At 44.7% G+C, this 23,839-nt stretch carries 16 protein-coding genes; 6 read left to right on the forward strand and 10 right to left on the reverse strand.

The window, feature by feature from the left end; all coding sequences use genetic code 11:
• Positions 1-21: 21 nt before the first annotated feature.
• The 6 genes from I3257_RS04585 to I3257_RS04610 all read right to left on the reverse strand — a co-directional run bounded on the left by I3257_RS04585 (position 22) and on the right by I3257_RS04610 (position 11,278).
• Positions 22-786, reverse strand: coding sequence for an ABC transporter ATP-binding protein (locus tag I3257_RS04585; protein ID WP_109590062.1), 765 nt, complete (start codon positions 784-786; stop codon positions 22-24).
• A gap of 544 nt (positions 787-1,330) precedes the next feature.
• Complete coding sequence (gene cobA / locus I3257_RS04590) at positions 1,331-2,254, reverse strand: uroporphyrinogen-III C-methyltransferase (protein ID WP_238048960.1); 924 nt, start codon at positions 2,252-2,254, stop codon at positions 1,331-1,333.
• A gap of 167 nt (positions 2,255-2,421) precedes the next feature.
• Entirely contained in the window at positions 2,422-5,922 is a 3,501-nt protein-coding gene (locus tag I3257_RS04595) for a molybdopterin-dependent oxidoreductase (RefSeq protein WP_238048961.1), read from the reverse strand.
• Positions 5,919-7,397: an FAD-dependent oxidoreductase gene (locus I3257_RS04600; protein ID WP_238048962.1), complete on the reverse strand. Its 1,479-nt coding sequence runs from the start codon at positions 7,395-7,397 to the stop codon at positions 5,919-5,921. The genes I3257_RS04595 and I3257_RS04600 overlap by 4 nt, the downstream gene beginning before the upstream one ends.
• Before the next feature lie 52 nt (positions 7,398-7,449).
• A complete protein-coding gene (locus I3257_RS04605; protein WP_346014808.1) occupies positions 7,450-9,591 on the reverse strand; it encodes a protein kinase in 2,142 nt (713 codons plus the stop codon).
• 16 nt (positions 9,592-9,607) lie between these two features.
• A complete protein-coding gene (locus I3257_RS04610) occupies positions 9,608-11,278 on the reverse strand; it encodes a NarK family nitrate/nitrite MFS transporter (RefSeq protein WP_346014809.1) in 1,671 nt (556 codons plus the stop codon).
• Positions 11,279-11,756: 478 nt separating this feature from the next.
• Between I3257_RS04610 and nirB the strand changes: the two genes are divergently transcribed.
• Positions 11,757-14,357: a nitrite reductase large subunit NirB gene (nirB, locus tag I3257_RS04615; RefSeq protein WP_238048963.1), complete on the forward strand. Its 2,601-nt coding sequence runs from the start codon at positions 11,757-11,759 to the stop codon at positions 14,355-14,357.
• 137 nt (positions 14,358-14,494) lie between these two features.
• Positions 14,495-14,845, forward strand: a complete 351-nt coding sequence (gene nirD, locus I3257_RS04620) for a nitrite reductase small subunit NirD (RefSeq protein ID WP_238048964.1) — start codon at positions 14,495-14,497, stop codon at positions 14,843-14,845.
• An 85-nt stretch (positions 14,846-14,930) separates the two neighbouring features.
• Here the strand turns inward: nirD and nhaC are convergent, their stop codons facing one another.
• The 4 genes from nhaC to hppD form a co-directional block, all read right to left on the reverse strand.
• Positions 14,931-16,319 carry a Na+/H+ antiporter NhaC gene (gene nhaC / locus I3257_RS04625; RefSeq protein WP_055124079.1) on the reverse strand — a complete coding sequence of 463 codons (1,389 nt, stop codon included), beginning with the start codon at positions 16,317-16,319 and terminating at the stop codon, positions 14,931-14,933.
• Positions 16,320-16,411: 92 nt separating this feature from the next.
• The gene (locus tag I3257_RS04630; protein ID WP_055124080.1) at positions 16,412-16,753 is read right to left on the reverse strand and encodes a 4a-hydroxytetrahydrobiopterin dehydratase; all 342 of its coding nucleotides are present in this window, start codon (positions 16,751-16,753) and stop codon (positions 16,412-16,414) included.
• Positions 16,754-16,879: 126 nt separating this feature from the next.
• Positions 16,880-17,830, reverse strand: a complete 951-nt coding sequence (gene phhA, locus I3257_RS04635; RefSeq protein WP_238048965.1) for a phenylalanine 4-monooxygenase — start codon at positions 17,828-17,830, stop codon at positions 16,880-16,882.
• A gap of 188 nt (positions 17,831-18,018) precedes the next feature.
• Positions 18,019-19,119 carry a 4-hydroxyphenylpyruvate dioxygenase gene (gene hppD, locus I3257_RS04640; RefSeq protein WP_201539157.1) on the reverse strand — a complete coding sequence of 367 codons (1,101 nt, stop codon included), beginning with the start codon at positions 19,117-19,119 and terminating at the stop codon, positions 18,019-18,021.
• Positions 19,120-19,264: 145 nt separating this feature from the next.
• Here hppD and I3257_RS04645 point away from each other — a divergent pair, with 145 nt between their 5' ends.
• From I3257_RS04645 to I3257_RS04660, 4 genes are all read left to right on the forward strand, one after another.
• Positions 19,265-20,194, forward strand: a complete 930-nt coding sequence (locus I3257_RS04645) for a LysR family transcriptional regulator (RefSeq protein WP_198330808.1) — start codon at positions 19,265-19,267, stop codon at positions 20,192-20,194.
• Between the two features lie 165 nt (positions 20,195-20,359).
• A complete protein-coding gene (locus tag I3257_RS04650; RefSeq protein WP_055124082.1) occupies positions 20,360-21,556 on the forward strand; it encodes an amino acid aminotransferase in 1,197 nt (398 codons plus the stop codon).
• 261 nt (positions 21,557-21,817) lie between these two features.
• Complete coding sequence (gene fahA / locus I3257_RS04655) at positions 21,818-23,113, forward strand: fumarylacetoacetase (protein ID WP_238048996.1); 1,296 nt, start codon at positions 21,818-21,820, stop codon at positions 23,111-23,113.
• A 113-nt stretch (positions 23,114-23,226) separates the two neighbouring features.
• On the forward strand, positions 23,227-23,802 hold the full coding sequence (locus I3257_RS04660; RefSeq protein ID WP_055124084.1) for a VOC family protein: 576 nt from the start codon (positions 23,227-23,229) through the stop codon (positions 23,800-23,802).
• The last annotated feature ends 37 nt before the right edge of the window (positions 23,803-23,839 follow it).

Genomic DNA, 23,839 nt, shown 5'->3' on the forward strand with positions numbered 1-23,839 from the left:
TCAGATTGATGATATGCCCTACTAGGCAACGGCGACTGGCTGCCCCGTTATAGGATGACTAAGCAGCTGCATATCGACGTTAAAAATCTTGTGCAATACTGTCGGTTGCATGGTGCTGCCGATATCACCATTATGGCAAATACGACCGTTTTTTAAGGCGATAACTCGATCCGCATACTGCGCGGCCAAATTAATATCATGCAAAATAATCACCACACTCAAGCCCTGCTCATCCACCAAACGACGGATAAGCTGGATAACTTCAAGCTGATAGTGCATATCAAGCGCAGCTAATGGCTCATCAAGTAATAAATATCTGGTGTCTTGTGCCAGACACATAGCAAGCCAAACGCGAGCACGCTCACCACCTGAAAGCGTGGCCGTAATGCGGTCAGCGAACGCCTCTGTTTGGGTGATGCGCATGGCTTCTATTACTTTATCTTTGTCCATTTGGTTGGGCTTTTGCAGCCATTTTTGATGTGGATAACGTCCTAGCATGACCAGCTCACGTACTGAAAACCCAGCGGCTTCTGGTAGTTGCTGTGGCAAATATGCCATTTGTCGCGCCAGCGCTTTGCTACTGTAATCACTGATACGGCGCTCATCCAAGCTGATGCTACCGCCACTACTCATCATCTCGCCTGCCAACGCTTTGATTAAAGTCGATTTTCCTGAACCATTATGTCCAACCAAAGCGACTAATTGGTTGCTATCAATCTCACAGCTTACATTGTCTAGTAAGGTATTTCCTTGGCGACTGATGGTCAATTGGTTTGCACGTAACATATCGGTACTCATCATTAATTTAAATCGTTGTGTATATATTGGACAGCCAATAAAAACCGATTTTACTCGTAAACGATAATAAAAACAATTATCATTAACTTAAAATACCATTCTTTTCATTCCCGTTCGCTGTTGCTTGTAAGTATATATACGACCGATTTTCTTTTATCTGTGACAAGCAACCCTTAAATACAAGCCTAATTCTTTATCACCTTAATCATTTTTGAACTCGCACAAACCATTACTCATATCAATGAGTTGAGATAAGCTGATTGGGTTTTTAGTCGCTTTTATTTCTTTAACCACCGAAGAGCTGTCGAATACCGACGTCAGTAACGACTATCTATGTCGAAGCAATGGCTGTACAAGTATTATTGAAAGACACAAAAAAACGTCTGCTCAATCTCTTGAACAAACGTTTTTAATCTCATGTACAGCGCCTACTACACAACTTAGCGAGCTGCAAACCCGATAAATTTTTCTCAAACAGCAAGCATATAAAAAGTTTGCGTTGAAAGCGCAAGCTGAGAGACAAATCCAGTCTTTAAGCAACACTCACAGCGGGCAAAGCACTGTCTGGCTCGTCACTGGGCGTGATATTGCTATGATTGATGAAGTGAAGCGCCTTTTGTTTGATAGCATTTATATTGTAATCGGCAAGCTCGGCATGCAGAGTGACCACATCACCCATGATAAGTAAAGCAGGTGTCGGTAGCTTGGCGGTGGCTTGTAATTCAGCGATGCTGGCAAGCGTACCGACAAGCAATTGCTGCGTAGGTAGACTGGCATGACTGATAATAGCAAAAGGGGTTTCACTGTCTCGACCAGCCTCTATCAAGCCTTTCGTCATCTCATGCAAACGGTGTAAGCCCATATAAAAAACAACCGTTTGGGTAGTATCAAGCAATTCTTTATAATCGTTATTCGGCGCGCCATTTTTTCTGCAAGCAGTGATGAACTTAACCGATTGCGCATGATCACGGTGTGTTAGTGGAATCCCTGCGCGGCTTGCAGCAGCACTGGCCGCCGTAATACCCGGAATAGATTCAAAATAAATACCATGACGTACCAGCTCTTGCAGCTCTTCACCACCGCGTCCAAAAATAAAAGGGTCGCCACCTTTTAGCCTCACCACTATTTTGCCTGCCAGTGCGTGTTTGACCAATAGCTCGTTAATGCTCTGTTGTGATAAGGCATGATTGGCGCGGCGCTTTCCTACAAATATTTTTTCAGCCGTGCTCGCGCACATATCCAAAATATCCTCAGACACCAGACTGTCATAAAGCACCACCTCGGCGCGCTGCATCACTCGCCATGCTTTTAAGGTTAATAACTCAGGATCACCAGAGCCTGCGCCGACCAAATATACCATGCCTTTTTTATGAGAATTTTTAGCATTTTCTATACAATCTTGCCCTGCCAAATAAGATGTTGGGCTGTTTGCAATAAGGACAGATAAATCCATCATGATGATAGTTCCTAATGACAGTATAAATACAGAAAACCATGTAATAAAAATAAGGTTATTCGATAGAAATCGACCGACCAGATAAGCGTTCAGGCTCGGCTAACCTGTGTTAACACAGTGCAACTAATTCTACATAACAAGTTGCAAGCGACGTGCCATCCCATCATTTAAGCTTGCGCTAATGGGGCGCATTCTGCGATTAATGCGTTGATTTGCCCCACGCAAGACCCACAATTGGTACCTGCGCGGCAATGCTTACCCACTGCCGCCGCACTACTACAATCATGCTGCGTAATAGCGTTGAGAATGGCATTTTTTCCAACCGACATACAAGAGCAGACCAAAGGTCCTGGATCAACATAACCACTGGCAGGCCGCCCCGCGAGCAACCACTTGTATCGTTGATTGACAGGTATTTGGCTAGTATCCGTAAAGCAGCTATCGAGCCAGCGGACACTCGGTAATTGCTTTTGCGTTGGGGCAACATAAACAGCCATAATCAGTTGTGTACTAGGCCTTTCATCATCGGAAACTTGACGGTTGATAACAAGGCTATCTGCTCCTACCTTAGACTCAGTTTGGGTCACAATAAAACGCAATTGATTCTGCACATTATCGACAGTAAACGCCGTATGCATGACACCCTCTTGAGAGCTGGGCGGTGATAATGATTGCATAGACGCTATAAACTGCTGCCAAAACTCGGGGTACGCTAAGGTACTGATAGCCTCCATCATCGGGCTAGCGAGAGTAATCAAGACGCTGTTATTTTGATGGCTCAGACTCCACGTGAGTGCAGGTAATACGTGTGGAAAAATATTATTTGAACGTGCCTCGCATTTTGTCTCAGACCATTCTTTCTCTGACGCTTTGGCAGAAAAATTGGCCAAAATAGTACGTAATTGCACTATAACGGCGTCTTTCCACTCAGGATGCACCAAAATCTTGCCAAATGATTGCATAGAAACGGGTGTGACACTAATCGCCGAATTTTTGAGCTCTGGCTGCCCTGAATGCGGATCGACTACTGTTGGAATAAGGGGGCCTACACGAGCGAAGCTAGCAAAAGCATTGCTCCAATGCATGGGCATAAATGCATCACCAACGCGCAACGTATCGCTAATGGCAACTTGCGCCATCACGGTACTCGCTGGCTTATTACTATCCTTAGCCGTACTCATCGCGATATCACTGACTATGCCATCACTGGTCACGCCGTTCTCATAGCTTTCATACTTTTCGTAGTTTTCATACCTACGATGCAGTTGCACAAAGTCATTGTCTTGAACGCCCAGTTGCTGTGCATCGTTAGCATGTATGGTCAGTGTGGGTATTGGTTGATGTTGATTTAATTGCGGTGCAAGGCCAGTACGAGTCATGGTATGCCATTGATCACGCAGCCTGCCAGTAATCAGGCGTAAATTAATCGCTTGATTTTCAGGTTGAGTATCATGCTCAAGCTCTTGTTTAGAGGGCGATTGATGCTCACCAATCGGTTGGGGGAGATTCCTTCTTGGACGTCGATGCACATTGGCTATGCTCGCTTCATTAGAGGGGGTAATAGCGATTAACTGTGACTTGGTAACAGTAGCCGCGAGATTATTGATATCATTTTTTAAAGGTTTTATCTTATCAATCATGGAGATACGGGTGCCACCCCATTGAAACGGTAACATCTCTGCGTATGCTTGCTGACTGAGTACGATTGGTCTATGTATTTGATTGCTGTTCTGGCTAATAGGCTGGCGAACAGATTTATCGGCTGGCACTTCATCTGTCATTTCTGTCATTAAAGCAGACAAGTCTTTACTAAGATTCAGATAGCGAGGATAGTTCTTATTAGAATTAGATGTGCTTTGGTCGTCTGCATTACCATAAGCGGTCAGTGCCACATGCTCATTGAATATCTCGCTTGGCTGTTTGTAATCAAATCCCGGTAACCCCATGCGTGTGGCAACTTGAGACAGTATCCACCAATCCGGTTTGGCGAGCCCTACCGCAGGCATTAATGTCCGCTGCCGAGAAATGCGCCGTTCAGAATTGGTGACCGTTCCAGATTTTTCACCCCACCCTTGAGCGGGCAATACAATGTCGGCACACTTCACCGTGTCACTGTCTACCGAGCAATCAGAGACAATCACTAGATCGCACTCAGCAAGCGCTTGACGAAAATTATCGGCATCTGGCAAGCTGACCACAGGGTTGGTTGCCATAATCCAAATAGCCTTGATACGACCATCTAATATCGCAGCGGCAGCATCGCAGGCTTTCACACCCACGTTTGGGGAGATAGGCTGAGGCGAATGCCAAAAGTCTGCCACGAGCTGACGATGATCGGCATCGTCTAGTTCTAAATGAGCCGCTAATAGATTAGCAAGAGCGCCTACTTCTCGTCCGCCCATCGCATTAGGCTGTCCAGTGAGTGAAAACGGACTGGCCCCTACTTTGCCCACACGCCCTGTGAACAAATGAGTGTTAATAATGGCATTGACCTTATCAGTCCCACTTTGTGACTGATTGACACCCATGCTAAAAGCAGTGACTGTTTTATCAGTGGCAGCAACGCATTCATAGAACTGGCGGATACTGTCCGCCGATACTTGGCAGGCGTGTGCAACTTTGTCGATGCTCCATGCTTTGGCCGCATTCACCGCATCATCAACGCCCAAACTTTGGTTAACATATTCATCATTTTGGCAACCTTGCTGATCTAGGTAATGTAGCAAGCCATTATACAAATGCGTATCGGTGCCCGCAGCAATTGGTAAATGCAAATCGGCAAATTCACAAGAGTCCGTACGGCGTGGGTCTATCACAATCAGTTTTTTATTAGGATTGGCTTTTTTGGCTGCTAAAAACCGACCAAACAAAATAGGATGGCACCACGCCATATTGGAGCCTACCAGTACCAATAAATCACAAGCCTCTAAATCCTCGTAATTACCCGGCACAAGGTCTGCGCCAAACGCGCGTTTTTGCCCAGCTACTGCAGATGACATACAAAGCCGAGAGTTCGAGTCGATGTTGTTATTACCAATAAACCCTTTGATAAATTTATTAGCGACGTAATAGTCTTCGGTTAGTAACTGGCCTGAGACATAAAACATAATGCTGTCTCGCCCATATTTGTCGATGGTGTCATTTAAACGGCTAGCCACATCCTCTAGTACGGTCTCCCAATCTGTCTGCTCTATAAGTGGCTTGTCAGATTTACGTTTGGCATTGAAATCGTTATCCAATTGCAGGGGCTGATACTGTTGCATGACCGCTTGCTTGTTTTGATAATATGGCTCGGTCAAGCGGCGCGCGGTGCCCAATGTTTGTACCAGTGCGCTTCCTTTTGAGCACAATTTACCAAAGTTAGCCGGATGTTCAGGATCTCCTTTGACGCTCAGCACCTCTGTCTCATTCACGTTCGCTAAAACACCGCATCCCACTCCGCAATAAGGGCACGTCGTGCGGATAGTGGTGATCGAGCTATCAATCGAGCTATTAATCAAATCACCATTAGATGACAACGGTGTTTTTTTGATATTTTTGGCAGCACTTATATCATGTGTCTCAATGACTCGGTCTGTTGCTTTTTGCACGCTATTAGGCAGGCTGTTCGATTTATTAGCTGATACTACTTTGCTAGCAGCAGATTTATTGGCAATAGTGTCATTCATAATGCATCCTCTAACAGTTCGGCCGCTTTATGATGATTGACGTTCTTATCTGTCTCATTAAATTCTATATCTACTTCCGTAGTTGGCGAATTGTTAAGCGTGATTTCATCCAAGTGACAATACGCTTCGCCAAATATGAGTGTGTCTTTGATAGGCGTAATATCAACGTTATCTATAATTAACTGACTGTAAAAGTTGCCATCACTTGTGTCACCATAAAGTACAGCACCAATAAGTTTGTTTTCTTTGAGGTACAGACAATGATAATGATTTAAGTCAGGCTGACGATATACGAGGGTCTCAATGGTGTCAGCTGCTTCGTCATCAAAAGCGATTTGCCCTGCAGAAAATGCCGACATACCAGACACTTTTAATTTTAATGATAATGGTTTGCTCACAAAAGGAATCCAGTGATCTGGCACGGCGGCTTTACCATCTATCACATTTATATCATTTTCTATCAAAGCATCTTTTAAAACTGTGACCAATGTATCTACCTGCTGATTGACCGGAGCCACCATTCCAAATAGCTCCCCCTCTCGCTCTATACACTCACCAATGGCATAAACATTGGGACAACTGGTGTGCATAAAATCATCGACGACAATACCGCGATTAACCTCAAGCCCGCTTTGTTTAGCAAGCGCTGTATTGGGTATCACGCCCACTGCCATCACGATGAAATCGGCCGCTAGCATGCGCCCGTCTTTTAAAGACAATCCACATACTTCTCCTGCATCATTCATCTCAATGGCCTCAGTATGTACAGAAACCGCGAGACCAACCCCTCGGCGACTGAGCTCAGATTGCAAAAGCTCGGCCGCTGGCAGGTCTAGTTGACGATTGAGTACATAACCATCCATATGAATGACCGTCATGCTCGCGCCCTGTGCCGCTAACGCGCAGGCAGCCTCCAATCCCAGTACGCCACCGCCAATTACCAAACCCGTTTTTCCTTGGCTAGCATAGTCCATCAGAGCGGTCACATCAGCAAGGTCTCGAAACACATGCACGCCCTTAGCTGTGTGATTGGGGAACGGAATGACTCGGGCAGTTGACCCTGTAGCCATTACTAACTTAGCATAATTGAGTTTTTGCCCATCATCTAGCTCAATACACTGGCACTTGGTATCTATTGTCTCTACCGCAACCCCAGCCAGTACGGTGATACCTAGCTGCTCATACTCTGAGTTGTCATATAAATAGGTATCTTCAAATGCTGTGTCGCCAGCCAGTACGGGTGACAACATAATGCGGTTGTAGCCCACTTGCGGCTCTTTACTGATTAAAGTAATTGGCAAACGAGACTTATCATCATTCGATTGTGTGCGAGCAAGCTCAATGGCAAAACGACTGCCTGCCATGCCCGCCCCGATAATGACGATGCCAGCGTTTTTTTGATGACCTGATGCTAAGGCGTGATTGTTGGAATGAGTATCTACCGTAGTGGTGGCTTGCGATATAGATAATGACATAGACAATAAATCCCTTAGCCGCGCGGAGCAGCATTGAATGCAAAACAGCGTGTCATGAAAAATACGCCAACAGCAATAAAATGATGACAAACTCTATGAAGCAAATGCCATGCCATACTAGTAGAGGGTTGCGCTTAATGAGGGGTTCTGGGTCACGGCTATGCGCCTTATTATCTGGGTTAAAATCCTGTAAAAACTCGCCAATGGCTTGATAGCGCGCGTTAGTATTGACATGCAGCGCACGCATGAGTGCCTGTTGGCTGGCGTCAGGTACATTCTGTTGCCGTAGAGGCTGTGCGGGCATCAGTAATGTTTGGTTTGGCATCATGAGTGTCTGGGTGTTAAATGGTAACTGTCCCGTCAGCAATTCATAGCCAATCACTGCAATTGAGAACAAGTCAGAATGCACGCCTTTTGGTGCATCGGTGTAATATTCTGGTGCAGCATAGTGCAAATCACCGTTCGGTGGTCTAGTGCTGTCTTTTAGAATGGATGAGCTGGCGGAACCAAAATCAATGAGTTTGACAGCGCCTGATTTGGTTAAGAGAATATTTTCGGGTTTGATGTCTTGGTGCAATAGATAGTTGCGATGCATGACTCGAACTGCCATGCCAATTTTGGTGAGCAAATCAAAAGTTTGCCACACATCACAAGGCGCATGACGATCCATAAAGTCCCGTAAACTCTCACCAGCGATATATTCAGTCAAATGATATAAATATGTGGTACTTGCTGGCACCGGATAGTAACGCAGCAGCCCTGACTCACTGAGACCAGAACCTAACCTACTACCGATATTGGTAGATGCAGAATTAACAGGTAGTCGGTTGGGATCAGCTTGATTATAAGCTGACTCGCCCGCGCGGCGATGTTTGGATAGGCTCAAACCAATTTTACGTTCTTTTAAAAAATCACGCAGGTAGTGACCATCGGTAACAGAGTCTAAACTGGGCGATTTTAAGACAAAGTCGCGGTTGTCTTCATCTTTCACCCAGTACACATGACTGCGAGTCGTACGAGCAATGATACCAATCACAGTAAAACCATCGATATAATCGCCTATCTGTAAATCTGTTGGTAGCTGATAGCGATTTACATCATGTATGACCGTATCGAGATTATCAAAGTCAAGGCCGTTCAAATAACCAATACCTTTCGAGCTATTGATAGAAGTAAAATGGGCTGATCGTGTGTTCATACTCAGCATAACCATGCTTAGATTGTCATGACTGCCTGCACTAAAGGCTTGCTCGCACACGGCTTGACTGGTGTTAAACCCTAGCGGTAATTTGTGCGTAGTAGCCATCAACTGAAATATATCAGTCGCACTGCTGCACAGCTCAAATTGTAGCTCTGTGGGCTCTATATGCTCATACACCCCATCCGTCATGATGGCCAAACACTCGTTTTGATGGAGGGTAAATACCGATTGTTGTAGCTCCATCTGGCTATCTGCACCAATAGCTGCAGCAAGCGCTCCTTTGTCTTGGCCGCGGTGCACGCGGTGGTCTTTACTCAATACCGTCAAACAATCTACCCCAACGCGGTATATTCGAGAGTCGCCTGTATGAAACAGGTGAATACGGTCACCGATACAAAGCAAGCCTGATAACGTAGACAGCAACGGCGGTACCCGTTGATACGCTTGAGGAAAATATAAGATATCGTTAGCTTTGTTGACTGCTATTTTGATGATACTAGCGACTTGATCATCATCAAAACTGATGGATGACGTCTCATCTTGTGAGTGTGCCAGTGCAGTCAACCCCAATGTGATTTTGTGAGCAATGGTATTCACCACCAATCGACTTGCCTGTTTTGGAAACTGACAAGCGCTGACCCCATCTGCCATCAGCACCAATAATGGGGTTGATGATGGCGGGTGAGATCTTGCTTGAGATATTGAGCGATTGGCACTAGATGATTCTTCACCTGAACATTGATAGGGCAAGCAGGTGGTAATAAGTACACTGTCTTGGTTTTCCGCCTTGCGACCTGCCATAGTGAAAAAATCAAACCACCATAATGCAGTGCTGCCATCATCAACATTCTTACTTTCATCAGTCTCACTAATAGCAACAAACTGACCTGACTCTATTAAGGATGACGGATTGCCTTTATTGAAATGAACAGCCATCTCATCAGTACTTTGACTATTATTTCTATTGGCGTTTGCAACACTTGTTATCGCCATCTTTTTTCACCTCGTGCTATCTATGACTCACTTGTATTTCAGCAAATGTACCATCCGGCATCTCTTCAATAATGATGCCTTCTGGCTCTTTTAAGAAAAACAATGCAAAGAATCCAGCGACTGCTGTGGCAGCAATCACAAAGAAAAACACCTGATAAGACACCAGACTAAGCACCGTTAAATACACGACTGATCCAACATTGCCATACGCGCCTGTCATCCCTGCAAACTGCCCTGTCATGCTGCGTTTGATCAGAGGAATCACCGCAAAAACAGCACCCTCACCAGCCTGTACAAAGAATGAGCAAAACATTGTAATTAACAATGCCAATGCAAGCGGCCACGTTGAGTCAAGGAAGCCCATCAACAGATACCCGATAGCCAAACCAGCTGTCAAAATCAACAAAGTAATTTTGCGACCAAACTTATCACTGAGCCAACCGCCACCTGGGCGTGACATGAGATTCATAAAGGCATAGCTCGATGCCAATACCCCTGCCATCACAATCGATAAACTAAAAGTTTCTTGGTAAAACAAAGGTAGCATCGACACGACGGCAAGCTCTGAGCCGAACGTGGCAAAATACAAAATATTTAAGATACCCACTTGCTTAAAATCATAACGATGCGCCACTGGTACAGGCGTGGTGAAAACCTCTTTATTAAAACGGTAGCTACTAACGAATTCGTAAACATACAATATCGCAAGGCCAATATAGACCATGGTGACACTAGACTGGCTCAATAAGCTCACACCATCAGGTGATAATTTCCATGCCAATAGCGCCAATGCCAAATACATAGGCAGTTTAAAAACCATCATTAACCAAAAATCACCTGATGATGTCACCATCATGGCCCCTGATTTTTTGGGTTTAAAATAAGTAGCCCCTTTGGGTGTGTTACGCGCCATCTTATAAAAAATGATGCTATAAAGCGCCATCACGACCCCTGATGTGGCTGTTGCATAACGCCACCCTTCATCACCGCCGAATACTGCTGCGGCACCAATCGCTATAGTTGGTAATAACAGTGCCGCTGCTGCCGAACCAAAATTACCCCAACCCCCATAAATACCCTCAGCTGTCCCCAATTCATTGGTTGGAAACCAATCACTCATCAAACGAATACCTACTACAAAACCTGCACCCACAAAACCCAGTAAAAACCGAGACAGCGCCAAGGTGTTGTAATCCTGCGCGAACGCAAAGGTAAAACAAGGAATAGCACCAATGGCTAAAATAGCGGTATATACAATGCGAGGGCCAAAGCGATCTGTCAGCATCCCGATAATCACGCGGGCAGGAATGGTTAATGCCACGTTTAAAATGAGTAACGTTTTGATTTGATCTTTACTCAGATTGAGTGTTTCTCCAATCGCTGATAGAAATGGTGCATGGTTGAACCATACAAAAAAGGTAAGAAAAAATGCCATCCAACCTAAATGAAGGATTTTATTTTTACCCGTAAATGACAAAACATTAAGCTTGTCTTTACTAGGCGCAACGGGGGCTGATGATGACATAGGCAACTTCCTCAAATGATTAACTTCAGGGTTCTGACAACGTACTAAAGGTACTAAGTGTTCAAAAAATGCAGTTTCAAATATGATGAGTAGCGATGTTTCAGGCGGTGCAATGGTTATGCCAGTTATTTGTGTACGCTGCCAAATCTGTATAAAGGTCAGTACTCGTTAATTATCCAAGCGCCTTTACTGGCGGGTCTATAACCATCGCCACACCTGACGCTTATGCTAATAAAGCATTAACACAGCAGGTTTAAAACACTCAACTAGCCTCCTTTATAAACAGCAATAACATCCAACATGGGGCACCGCAGTGTCTATTTTGGTGCATTAACTTCTGACATCGCAGTCGGCAATAACGGTATCTATCGTGATTTTTGGCAAGTAATGGAGCTATCCATACTGATGTAAAAACCTTATTACATAAGCGACTGGTCCCGATACGGCATGCCTTTATGCCTAATAGCAACGCGCAAAAACCCAGATAATCAAAGTGCCATGGCATGATTATTGAATGCTCTGTAATAGTAGGTATTAAACGCTGTTTATCAGCTGTTGTTGAGGGACGGAGCCGTTTATAGCGTGATAAAAAAATAAACGATGACCGTATCCAACCAGCCCCATTACTAAGGACAGACGCATGAGTAGCACTGCATTGAGCACAGAAAGTAAAGGCAATTTGGTGGTGATTGGCAATGGTATGGTCGGTCATCACTTTATTGAACGAGCAATTGAGCAAGGACTACACCAGCAATTTGACATTCATGTGTTTGCTGAAGAAGACCGCCCTGCTTATGACCGTGTTTATTTGTCGAGCTACTTTGAACATAAAGATGCCAGTAAGTTGAACCTAGTAGATTTAACAGCTTATGAATTATCAAAAGTTCATTTACATTTGAATCAGTGTATTGTAGATATTGATTCGGCCAGTCAGCGTATTACTACTGAGGCAGGCGAGATTATTGAGTACTCTGAGTTGGTACTAGCGACGGGCTCATATCCTTTTGTGCCACCTATTCCAGGCCGTGAGCATCCGCATTGCCACGTATACCGTACCATTGCAGATTTAGATGAAATTTTGGCAATTGCTGAGCTACCCACTGTCAAAAAAGGCGTGGTGGTTGGTGGTGGCTTACTGGGACTTGAGGCCGCAAAAGCGCTCGTGACGCTAGGGCTGGATACCTATGTGGTCGAGTTTGCGCCGCAATTGATGGGCGTTCAGCTTGATGCCGCTGGTGGTGAGATTTTAAAGCGAAAAATAGAAGCACTGGGTGTCAAAGTGCTGACGGGGAAAAACACCAAAGAGATTCTGTCTAATACTGCACCCAACTCTGATGACACCAGCAGTGACGATCAACATTTAACCATGCAGTTTACAGATGGCACTTCTCTAACGACCGATATGATTGTGTTTAGCGCCGGTATTAGACCGCAAGATGGTCTCATTAAAAACAACCCCGAGTGCGGTATCGAAATGGGCGGGCGCGGTGGTATCTTGATCAATGAGCAATGTCGCACCAATGCCGATCATGTTTATGCCGTGGGCGAATGCGCAGTATGGGACAATAAAGTATTTGGTCTGGTGGCTCCCGGCTACAACATGGCCAGTATCTGTGCCGCGCAAATTGCTGGTGATAGCAAGCAGATATTTACGGGTGCCGACATGAGCACCAAGTTAAAACTGATGGGTGTGGATGTAGGCAGTATTGGCGATGCACATGGTACGAGTGACGGTAGCTTAAGCTATCTGTATCAAAACCCTGCGGAGGGCATCTATAAAAAACTGGTTACTACGCCAGATAACAAACGCTTGCTTGGTGCCGTATTGGTAGGCGACACCGAAGACTATAACAACTTACTGCAACTGTATTTAAATGACATTGACCTACCCGCACATCCCGAAAGTCTGATACTACCCAATGTCGAAAAACCCGTGATGGGCATCGACAATCTGCCAGATACCGCCACGATTTGCTCTTGTTATAACGTGACCAAAGGCGCTATCTGCTCGGCAGTTGAAAACGGCGCATACTCCGTCAGCGATGTAAAAACCGTGACCAGTGCCGGTAGTGGCTGTGGAGGCTGTGCACCTATGGTCAAAGATACGGTCAGCTATCAACTTACCGCCATGGGCTTTGAAGTAAACAATGACTTGTGTGAGCACTTTGCCTACTCTCGTCAAGATTTATATAGCCTGATTCGCGTGCACGGTATCAAAACCTTTGATGAGTTACTAACTGAACATGGTAGCGGTCATGGTTGTGAGATATGCAAACCAACGGTCGCCTCTATTTTGGCATCGTGCTGGAATGACTATGTACTCAAAACTGAGCTAACACCACTACAAGACAGTAACGATTACTACTTAGGTAACATCCAAAAAAACGGCACTTATTCCGTCGTACCTCGTGTGCCGGGCGGTGAAATTACTGCAGACAAGCTCATCGTACTGGGTCAAGTGGCGAAGCAGTTTAATTTGTACACCAAAATCACTGGTGGGATGCGGGTCGATCTGTTTGGCGCACGCATGGAGCAGTTGCCTGATATTTGGACGCAACTGGTGCAAGCAGGCTTTGAGACTGGCCATGCCTATGGTAAATCTTTACGTACCGTGAAATCTTGTATTGGCAATAACTGGTGCCGTTACGGAGTCGATGACAGCATTGGCCTCGCCTTAAGATTAGAAGATCGTTATAAAGGCGTACGCTCACCGCACAAAATCAAGATGGGTGTGTCAGGCTGTATGCGCGAATGTGCGGAAGCGCAAAGTAAAGACTTTGGCATGATTGCGACTGAAAACGGCTGGAATTTATTTGTCTGCGGTAATGGTGGTATTACCCCGCGTCATGGCGAGCTGTTCGCCACCGATCTCGATACCGAAACCATGGTCAAATACATCGACCGCATCATTATGTTCTATATCAAAACAGCGGACAAGCTACAGCGCACTTCAAAGTGGCGTGAAAGCTTAGATGGTGGGCTTGAATATCTGAAGGCTATCATTATCGATGACAGTTTAGGCATAGCAGATGAGCTCGAAGCGCAAATGCAATTGTTGGTCGACAATTACGTGTGTGAGTGGGCAGCAACGATTAACGACACCGAAAAACTCAAACGTTTCCGTCATTTTGTAAACAGTGAGCAAGGCGATGAGAATGTCGTTTTCGTGACTGATCGTGAACAGATTCGTCCAGCGACTGACGCGGAAAAAGCAACCATTAATTTAGTTGAACTGGCTTAGCCAATGATGAGTGCCTTGTTAGTTATCACAAAAAGCAAGGTGCTGTTTTTCCCACTCATGTTTTGCAACTCGTAACTTGTTACTCACGATTTATCACTCATACAGAGCAATATTATCATCACTAAGGATACCGCCTCATGAACCAACAGACTATTTGTACACTTGACGATATCATTCCTGACACTGGTGTGTGCGCACTGGTAGATGGCAAACAAATTGCTATTTTTCGTACCAAACAGAACGATTTATTTGCTCTTGATAATTACGATCCATTCAGTCAAGCCAATGTATTGTCTAGAGGGTTGATTGGTGGCACCACAATTACAGATGATACAGGAACAGCAAAAGAAGTACTTTATGTGGCCTCGCCCATCTATAAGCAACGCTTTAACCTAGCTACTGGTCAGTGTTTAGACGATGAGAGCGTGATGCTGGATGCCTATCAGGTCGTCTTAAATGACAACAATGTCATGATTGCAAGGGTATAAATAAAAACTAGGGCTTGTTATGTTGTCTTAGAAGACACAAGCCCTAGCGTTTTAATGCAGAGTTTAGAGACAAAAGTTTTTCGGGTCACTGACTCTTGAGTCGGCTGATGGTAATTCCCGTAAAACCAAACAATATCGTTAGTAACAGCGATAAATAACAGAAGAACGCATAAGGCAGATAATCAAGCACAGGCACGCCTAATGCTTGGCTGATAAACACACCGCACACACTCCAAGGCACTAGAGGATTGATGACCGTACCTGCATCTTCAATGGTACGAGACAGATTCTTAGGATGTAAATTCAAACGCTCAAACGTCGGACGAAAGGCAGTACCAGATAATAAAATACTCAAATACTGCTCGCCAATAAGCACGTTAATACTCAGAGCAGACATGGCAGCGGCAAATATGGCGCGTCCTGATGTGGTTAAGGTGTCTTTAATCCCTGATAACAGTGCTGGCAAGATACCCAATGCTGTGAGCAAGCCACCAAGACTGAGTGCCAATATCACAATCGCTTGAGTGAAGAACATACTCTGCACACCGCCGCGCGATAGCATACCACCGACTTCACCCAGCTCTAACGATTCAGCTGGTGCATAGCCTGCAAATAAATAGCCGCCTAATTGTCCAAAGCTCGGCGAGCTGTGCAAATAAGTAATAATCAATGCTGCCACAATGGTACAGATAATCGTATAAATGGCATTGACACGAAAAACCGCCAACCCAACCAGTACCACGAATGGCAATACCGCATAACCATGTACCAAGCCACTTTCAATCAACTGACCTTGCAATACGGTTACTTGACTCAAGTCAGAGCCTGCGGTCTGCCCAGAAAAAAACCAAAAAATAATGACCGTGAGTATCCACGCTGGTACCGTGGTATACATCATATTGCGAATATGCTCAAACAAATCAATACCCACCACCGATGAAGCAATGGTACAGGTGTCTGATAACGGCGACATTTTATCACCGAAAAACGCCCCTGAAACCACAGCACCAGCCGCAATCGCCACGTTGGCATCAAAGGCATTACTCATACCAATAAAAGCCACGCCCAATGTCGCCGCGGTGGTCAAACTACTGCCCAAGGCAATACCAATAATGGAGGTCAATACAAAGGCTGAAATGTAATAATACTCTGGTGAAATCAACTGAAAACCAAAATACATCAGCGTTGGAATAGCACCAGACATCATTAAAGCGGCGACCATCAAGCCAATAAAGAAGAATAGATAGATCGCACCGATACCACGCATGACACCCGATGCCATTTGCGCTTGCATGTCATCAAAGGTCAAGCCTTTAAACAGACCAATGCCCAGCAAGACACAAATGGCGAGTATCAATGATAAATGCGGTACCCAGCCAAAACCTATCATGGTAACGCCCATAATAGCGATGACAATGGCAGAAATCATAAATGCCAGTTGAGGTGAAATTTGGGTTAATATTTTTGGAGGCATCACACATCCTTAGCTTGCCAGTCAAATCTGGCGTTAGGGTTGGCTTTGAGTCGGACAAGTTTAATGAGTTGCAATAGCGATTGCTACCCTCATTATTGATCCAGCAGACTATCGGTCTTAGCTGCCATGACAAAATCATTGCGATGCAGACCTTTAATGCTGTGTGACCACCACGTAACCGTCACCTTGCCCCACTCTACCAATATGCCAGGATGATGCCCTTCTGCTTCGGCGATATCTGCTAATTGATTGGCAAACTCCATCGCCTTGACGAAGTTTTTGAATTTATATTGACGTTGTAATTGCTTGATGCCATCAACCTCGATCAATGACCAATCTGGAATTTTCTGTAATAGCTCTTGTGCTTCGATGTCGCTGACCGTTGGCGCGCCAATGCGGCAGACCTCACAGCTGGCTTGTGATAATGTCGTCATTATAATGTCCTTTTATGTTAACTATTCATTTTTTTAATACTGTTATGTTTAATACAGTTACGTCCATGTTGACGCTGTCATTTACGGCTACATCATTCAAATGATGCCGTTTGTCTTAACCATGCATTAGGCGTTTTTTACCGCATAACTAGGCTCGAACAATCCTAGCGACATGGCTTGTTTGACCATTCCCATGATATCGCTATTGACGATATCAAATAATGTATCCAAATCATCAATGACATAATAAATCGGTTGAATATGGTCAATACGATAAGGGGTACGTAACACATCAAGTAAGTCAAACGCTCGGTGCTCTGGTTTATTTTGCGGTTGATGTTCTGCTTGCTGCTCAGAACCAGCATTGAGTGCATAAACCGTCTCAGACGGTGAGCTTAAGATGCCTCCGCCATAGATTCGGCGACTGCCTTTATTTTGTCCCACCAAACCAAACTCGATGGTAAACCAATAGAGCCGTGCCAAAAACCACCGTTCTTCTTTAGTGGCATTAAGACCCAGCTTGCCATAAGTTTCATTGAACATCGCAAAGGCAGGATGGGTCAAAAGCGGACAATGTCCAACGATTTCATGAAAAATATCAGGCTCTTCGATATAGTCCATATCATCAAATCGACGGATAAAAGTTGCCACCGGAAAGGATTTATTGGCAAGCAATTTAAAAAACTTACCAAAACTGATTAATGCAGGGACAGCGGCAGTTTGCCAGCCAGTCGTAGCTTGCAATACCTCATCAATATCATGCAATTGCGGAATACGCGTAGCAGGCAAATTCAGCTTTTTTAAACCGTCTAGATAGGCTGGGCAGGCGCGATTGGGTATTTGCTCGGCTTGACGCTCAAGCAATGCCTGCCACATACCATTTTCATCATCACTATAGTGAATATGACCATGGCTATCTGGCTGATGCGACACGTAAGGTTGTTTTTTAGGCATAGAATCCTGCTTTTTATGAGCAGAATCATCGTGACTGGCAGCATCAGTGCCTAGCGTTTTGCAAGCAACGCTGTTGGCACCGATAGCTTTATTAACAGAATTCGTATGTGGTAGGCGTTCCATGCCTGTATTCCTTTTATTGCCATTACCGCTCTGAATTTTTGCTAGTCGTTTTCAATCATGACTGAACCATAGCTCAGTCATCGCATTGAACACATGGTATTACAGAGCGCAGTGGTTATTAGGGACAAGACAAACTCCTTTTGCCCTGCCCGTTTATTTTATGGATTTTTCCCTAAAGGTAGAGGCGCTTACGGTGTTTCAGTTTCTGGCTGACCAACCGTGCCACGACGGACTTGATCGCGCTCGATGGATTCAAATAGGGCTTTGAAGTTACCTTCGCCAAAGCCATCTTCGTAATCACCTTTACGCTGGATAAACTCGAAGAAAACAGGGCTACCTAAAATAGTTTCAGAGAAAATTTGTAGTAGCAGACGCGGTGTGCCGCCTTCAGTGGTGCCATCTAACAAGATACCGCGCATCTGTAGCTCAGAGACATTTTCGCCATGATTTGGTAGACGCTCACTCAGCATTTCGTAGTAAGTCGCAGTTGGAGCGGTCATGAGCGGGATACCCGCTGCTTTTAATTTATCGATGCTGGCAAACAAATCATCGCTGGCTAAAGCAATATGCTGAATACCTTCACCGTTGAAATGCATCAAGTATTCTTCAATTTGACCGCCGCCCTGCTTTGACTCTTCGTTCAATGGAATACGGATTTTGCCATCAGGCGCTGTCATGGCTTTACTGGTCAAACCCGTATATTCACCTTTGATGTCAAAAAAGCGGATTTCGCGGAAGTTAAAGATGCGCTCATAAAAGTTTGCCCAATAGGCCATACGACCACGGTAGACGTTATGGGTTAAATGGTCGATAACTTTAAAACCATGCCCGACAGGACGACGGTCTACATCAGCAAAAAACTCGAAATCGACGTCATAAATAGACTCACCATCTTTATAACGATCAATAAGATAAATCAGTGAGCCACCGATACCTTTGATAGCAGGCAAGCGCAGCTCCATTACACCAGTGGGCACGTCTACTGGCTGCGCGCCCATTTCGATGGCACGCTCATAAGCTTTTTTGGAATTCTGCACACGAAAGCCCATGCTACAAGCACCAGCACCATGCTCTTCAACGAAATAACTCGCTTCGCTTTTTGGTTCACGATTTAGAATAAGATTGATGTCACCTTGACGGTATAGCGCCACATCTTTTGAGCGATGGTTGGCGACATGGGCAAAGCCAAGCTGTTTGAACAATGCGTCGACCGCATCCGGTTGAGGTGAGGCGAATTCAACAAAATCAAACCCATTCAGGTTCATTGGGTTGTCAAATAAATCTGCCATTGTAATCATCCTTAATTTCAATTGGTGGTAAAAATGCAATAAAAAATGTCTTCAATCAATAATTCTTATTGACGATGTATTTATATTAGATTAGGTTTATTTATAAGACTAATTGTTTTTTATGATTTATTTATCAGGTTTACTTATGAATATCAGCATTCGCCAATTAACCGCTTTCATCCAAGTCGCTGACAATGGCAGTTTTACCCGTGCCAGCGATCAGATGCATTTGACCCAATCTGCCGTTAGCGGCTTGATTAAAGAGCTAGAGTCCAGCCTCGGTATTGTGCTGTTCGACCGTACTACCCGCCAGCTGTCGTTGTCGGTAGTAGGACGGCATTTATTGCCGCAAGCACGGCGTATCTTGAATGAGATGCAGCTGTTTGAAAATGAGGCAAGCAGCTTAACGAGCTTGGCGCAAGGTCAAGTACGACTCGCTGTTTCGCAGTTTGCAGCCTCCTCTATGCCAGCGGTCATCGCCCAGTTTTCCAAACAACACCCCGAGATTGGCGTATCGTTATTAGATTGTTCGGCAGAAAACTTACTCAGACATATTCAGGACATTGAAGTAGATTTGGGTGTCGGTACTGAGCTTGGATTTATGGAGGCTGAGGACGACATCAATGCTGATTTGTTATATCAGCTGCCATTTTGTGTGGTGATGCCTGACAACCATGCGCTGGCACAAAAACATGAAATAACGTGGCAGGATTTATTAGACATTCCGCTCATCACGCTGCAAGGCCCTTTCATTGAACAAGTGACAGCCGAATTGGACGACCAGATCGCCAGTCATATTCAACAGGCGCGTTACAAGGTCAATTTTATGTCCACCGCGCTTGAGATGACCCGTCAAGGCTTCGGCATTACCTTATGTTTGCCCTATATGCCCGAAGTCATCGACTGGGTTAGCGCCAATGGTTTACAAATGAGGCCGCTGGCACAACCCGTTAAAATGCGGCAGTTTTTTATCTATCAGCGTGCTTCTCGTGCGTTATCGCCTGCTACCATTGCTTTCAAAGACTTCTTGCAGAGCTATTTTTCCAGTCATTTTAATGACTTACAGCATACTTAAGTATCGCTGATACAGAGATCATCGGTGCTTAAAAAGCCTTGAAACACAATGGTTTCAACCAACTATTTTATTAATTATGCAAGATAATTGAATCTCATATTGAGTTAACCGTCAATTTGCTCTATGATTTTTGGCGGCTTGATTTATATTTCATAAGGAAACAACATGTTTGAACGTATCGACTATTACGCTGGTGATCCAATTTTAGGGCTGATGGAAAAATATACAGCAGATAACAATCCTAAAAAGGTCAATTTAGGCATTGGTATTTATTATGATGAAAATGGTGTATTGCCTGTACTTGACTGTGTAAAAACAGCCGAAGAACGCATTGCCGATCCTATTGCGCCGCGTCCTTATCTGCCGATGGCAGGCTTGCCAGGACATCGTAAAGGCTGTCAGGAATTACTATTCGGTAAAGACGCACAGATTTTAAAAGACGGTTTGGTCGCTACTATCGCTACGATCGGCGGTTCTGGCGCGTTAAAAGTCGGCGCTGAGTTCATCCATGAATGGTTTCCACAATCTAAATGCTATGTGAGTGACCCAACATGGGGCAACCACATTGCCATTTTTGAGGGCTCTGATGTCGAAGTGGGTAAATACCCGTACTACGACAAAGCCAACAGCAGCATCAAGTTCGATGAAATGATTGCGTTTTTTGAGACGTTGAACAAAAATGATGTAATCTTGCTGCATCCTTGTTGCCACAATCCAACAGGGCTAGATTTGACCCGTGAGCAATGGGATACCGTGCTGAACGTCATTCAAGCGCGCGAATTGATTCCATTTATGGACATTGCCTACCAAGGCTTTGGCGAAGACATGGACAGCGATGCTTATGCGATTCGTAAAGCTGTCGATATGGGCTTGCCATTGTTTGTCAGCAACTCATTCTCTAAAAACTTATCGCTATATGGTGAGCGTGTCGGCGGTCTATCAGTTGTTTGTCCAACGGTTGACGAGACAGAGCGCGTCTTCGGTCAGCTGAATGCTACCGTACGTCGTATTTACTCAAGCCCGCCCTCACATGGTGGTCGTGTAGTCGATATCGTTATGAACGACGAAGCACTACATAAGCAATGGGTTGGCGAAGTTTATGCGATGCGCGACCGCATCAAAGCCATGCGTTTACAGCTAAAATCAGTATTAGAAGCCAAAATCCCGAACCGCAACTTTGACTATATTACTCGTCAAAACGGCATGTTTAGCTTTACTGGTCTGACGCCTGAGCAAGTCGAACGCTTACAAAGCGAGTTTGGCATTTACATGGTTTCCAACTCACGTATGTGTGTGGCTGGACTGAACACTAGCAACATCGACTATGTGGCCAATGCCATGGCAGACGTCTTAAAAGACTGAGTGAGCACGCATTAAAACGGTGTGGTAGTAGTAATAGCGATTCATAAGAAGGTTGAGCGAGTGCTCAGCCTTTTTTTATGTCCTGCATTTTTCCTATTTATTTTACCAAAGAACATCAACGTCCCTAGTATCACATCTCTTTTAAGAAAACACTGCACAAAAACCCTTGCAATCTCCACTTTGATAAATTACATTATGCGTAAGTAGTTAATTATAACGTAATTCATTATATGCTTTAGCAAGGAGCAACCTATGTCAACGATTGACAACACCCTCACATCCTTTATCGATATCGCCGCTGATTCTGACTTCTCCATTCATAACCTGCCTTACGGTATTTTTAGTGATGCCAAAGACGCTGCTGATAATAATAAGCGCCGCGCTGGTGTGGCTATCGGTGAGTACGTGTTGGATTTGGCTGTGCTCGAAGCAGAAGGTTTACTGAGCTTAGAGGGCGGTCCATATTTTGATCAACCAACGCTAAACGCTTTTATTGACTCAGGTCGAGACAATTGGACGCAGGCACGCTCAACCATCCAAACCCTACTATCTAGTGCTAGCGACACCTTGCGTGATAATCAAGACTTGCAGAAAAAAGCGCTATTTAATCAAGTAGACGTCACCATGCATCTGCCTGTTCACGTCCCAGGTTTTACTGACTTCTATTCGTCTAAAGAGCACGCCACCAACGTCGGCACTATGTTCCGTGATCCAAACAACGCCCTGCTACCTAACTGGACTGAAATGCCAGTCGGCTATAACGGACGCGCCAGCACCGTCATCGTCAGTGGCACTGATGTGATACGCCCCTCTGGTCAATTAAAGCTAAACGCTGACGACCGCCCTATTTTCTCAGCCTGCAAGCGTTTAGATTTTGAGCTTGAGACTGCTTTTGTGGTTGGTAAAGGTAATAGCATTGGTCAACCAATTGCAGTAGACAATGCCTCTGAGCATATTTTTGGCATGGTTTTACTCAACGACTGGTCAGCCCGTGACATTCAAAAATGGGAATACGTGCCTTTAGGTCCATTTAATGCCAAAACCTTTGCTTCTGAAGTCTCGCCTTGGATTGTGACTATGGATGCGTTGGCACCTTTTAAAATAGCATGCCCGATTCAAGAGCCAAAACCATTGGCATATCTAAACGAAAAAGACAGCAATAATAATAGCTATGATATCCATCTATCAGTTGAGTTATTGCCTGAAAACTCAGATAGCGCCACTGTGGTCTGTGAGACCAACTTCAAGCATATGTATTGGTCAATGGCGCAGCAGCTCACCCACCACACCATCACTGGCTGTAAAGTGGAAGTTGGCGATATGATGGGCTCAGGGACGATTTCAGGACCAACGCCAGATTCTTATGGCTCAATGTTAGAGATTGCTTGGAATGCGACCAAACCTGTCACTTTAAAAGGCGGCGAGACCCGCAGTTTTATTGAAGATGGCGACACAGTAATCATGAAAGGCTATAGCGAAAAAGACGGCATTCGTGTCGGGTTTGGTGAAGTACGTGGCAAAGTACTGCCCGCGCTTAACTTTGATTTTGACAAATAGTCTAGAAAAAATGTGAGCACAGTTGTTTTGAGCTGCCAAGCAACCATCGACCTATAGTCAATCGGTACTGGCAGCCTATTACTCACTGCATTCCCTATCAAAAGGAGTTTGATATGAGCTTTAAAATTGAAAAAATCCATCATGTGGCCTATCGCTGCAAAGACGCCAAAGAAACCGTTGAATGGTATCAAAAATACCTAAACATGGATTTCATCCTTGCATTTGCTGAAGACCACGTGCCTTCGACCAAAGCCTTTGATCCTTATATGCATGTATTTTTAGATGCAGGTAATGGTAACGTATTGGCGTTTTTTGAAGTGCCGAATCAGCCTGAAATGGGTTTTGATCCGAATACCCCAAATTGGGTGCAACACTTAGCCATGAAGGTAAAAGACCGTGATGCCTTAATGGCAGCAAAAAAGCATTTAGAAGAAAATGGTATTGATGTGGTCGGCGTGACCAATCATGGTATTTTCCATTCTATCTATTTCTTTGATCCTAATGGCCATCGTATGGAACTCACCTACGATGATATTACCTCAGAAGAAAAAGTCTCGATGATTACTGAAGCCATGAAGTATGAGATGTTAGAAGAATGGTCACGTACCAAACGCGCACCAGCTCATACCCAGTTTTTACATGCAGAGGAACTGGCTGAAGCAAGAGAAGTCGCGCCTGTCGGTGAGTAATTGACCTGTTATTGTGTTCGCTATCTCTTTTTATATG

This window comes from Psychrobacter sp. Ps7 (genome assembly GCF_022129225.1).
Taxonomy (GTDB): domain Bacteria; phylum Pseudomonadota; class Gammaproteobacteria; order Pseudomonadales; family Moraxellaceae; genus Psychrobacter; species Psychrobacter immobilis_A.

Coding starts and splice junctions, on each gene's coding strand:
- I3257_RS04595 (WP_238048961.1), bottom strand. CDS start 5,922: ATGAATGACACTATTGCCAATAAATCTGCTGCTAGCAAAGTAGTATCA.
- nhaC (WP_055124079.1), bottom strand. CDS start 16,319: ATGCCTCCAAAAATATTAACCCAAATTTCACCTCAACTGGCATTTATG.
- I3257_RS04630 (WP_055124080.1), bottom strand. CDS start 16,753: ATGACGACATTATCACAAGCCAGCTGTGAGGTCTGCCGCATTGGCGCG.
- nirD (WP_238048964.1), top strand. CDS start 14,495: ATGAACCAACAGACTATTTGTACACTTGACGATATCATTCCTGACACT.
- nirB (WP_238048963.1), top strand. CDS start 11,757: ATGAGTAGCACTGCATTGAGCACAGAAAGTAAAGGCAATTTGGTGGTG.
- I3257_RS04605 (WP_346014808.1), bottom strand. CDS start 9,591: ATGGCGATAACAAGTGTTGCAAACGCCAATAGAAATAATAGTCAAAGT.
- I3257_RS04600 (WP_238048962.1), bottom strand. CDS start 7,397: ATGTCATTATCTATATCGCAAGCCACCACTACGGTAGATACTCATTCC.
- I3257_RS04650 (WP_055124082.1), top strand. CDS start 20,360: ATGTTTGAACGTATCGACTATTACGCTGGTGATCCAATTTTAGGGCTG.
- I3257_RS04660 (WP_055124084.1), top strand. CDS start 23,227: ATGAGCTTTAAAATTGAAAAAATCCATCATGTGGCCTATCGCTGCAAA.
- cobA (WP_238048960.1), bottom strand. CDS start 2,254: ATGATGGATTTATCTGTCCTTATTGCAAACAGCCCAACATCTTATTTG.
- phhA (WP_238048965.1), bottom strand. CDS start 17,830: ATGGAACGCCTACCACATACGAATTCTGTTAATAAAGCTATCGGTGCC.
- hppD (WP_201539157.1), bottom strand. CDS start 19,119: ATGGCAGATTTATTTGACAACCCAATGAACCTGAATGGGTTTGATTTT.
- I3257_RS04585 (WP_109590062.1), bottom strand. CDS start 786: ATGTTACGTGCAAACCAATTGACCATCAGTCGCCAAGGAAATACCTTA.
- I3257_RS04645 (WP_198330808.1), top strand. CDS start 19,265: ATGAATATCAGCATTCGCCAATTAACCGCTTTCATCCAAGTCGCTGAC.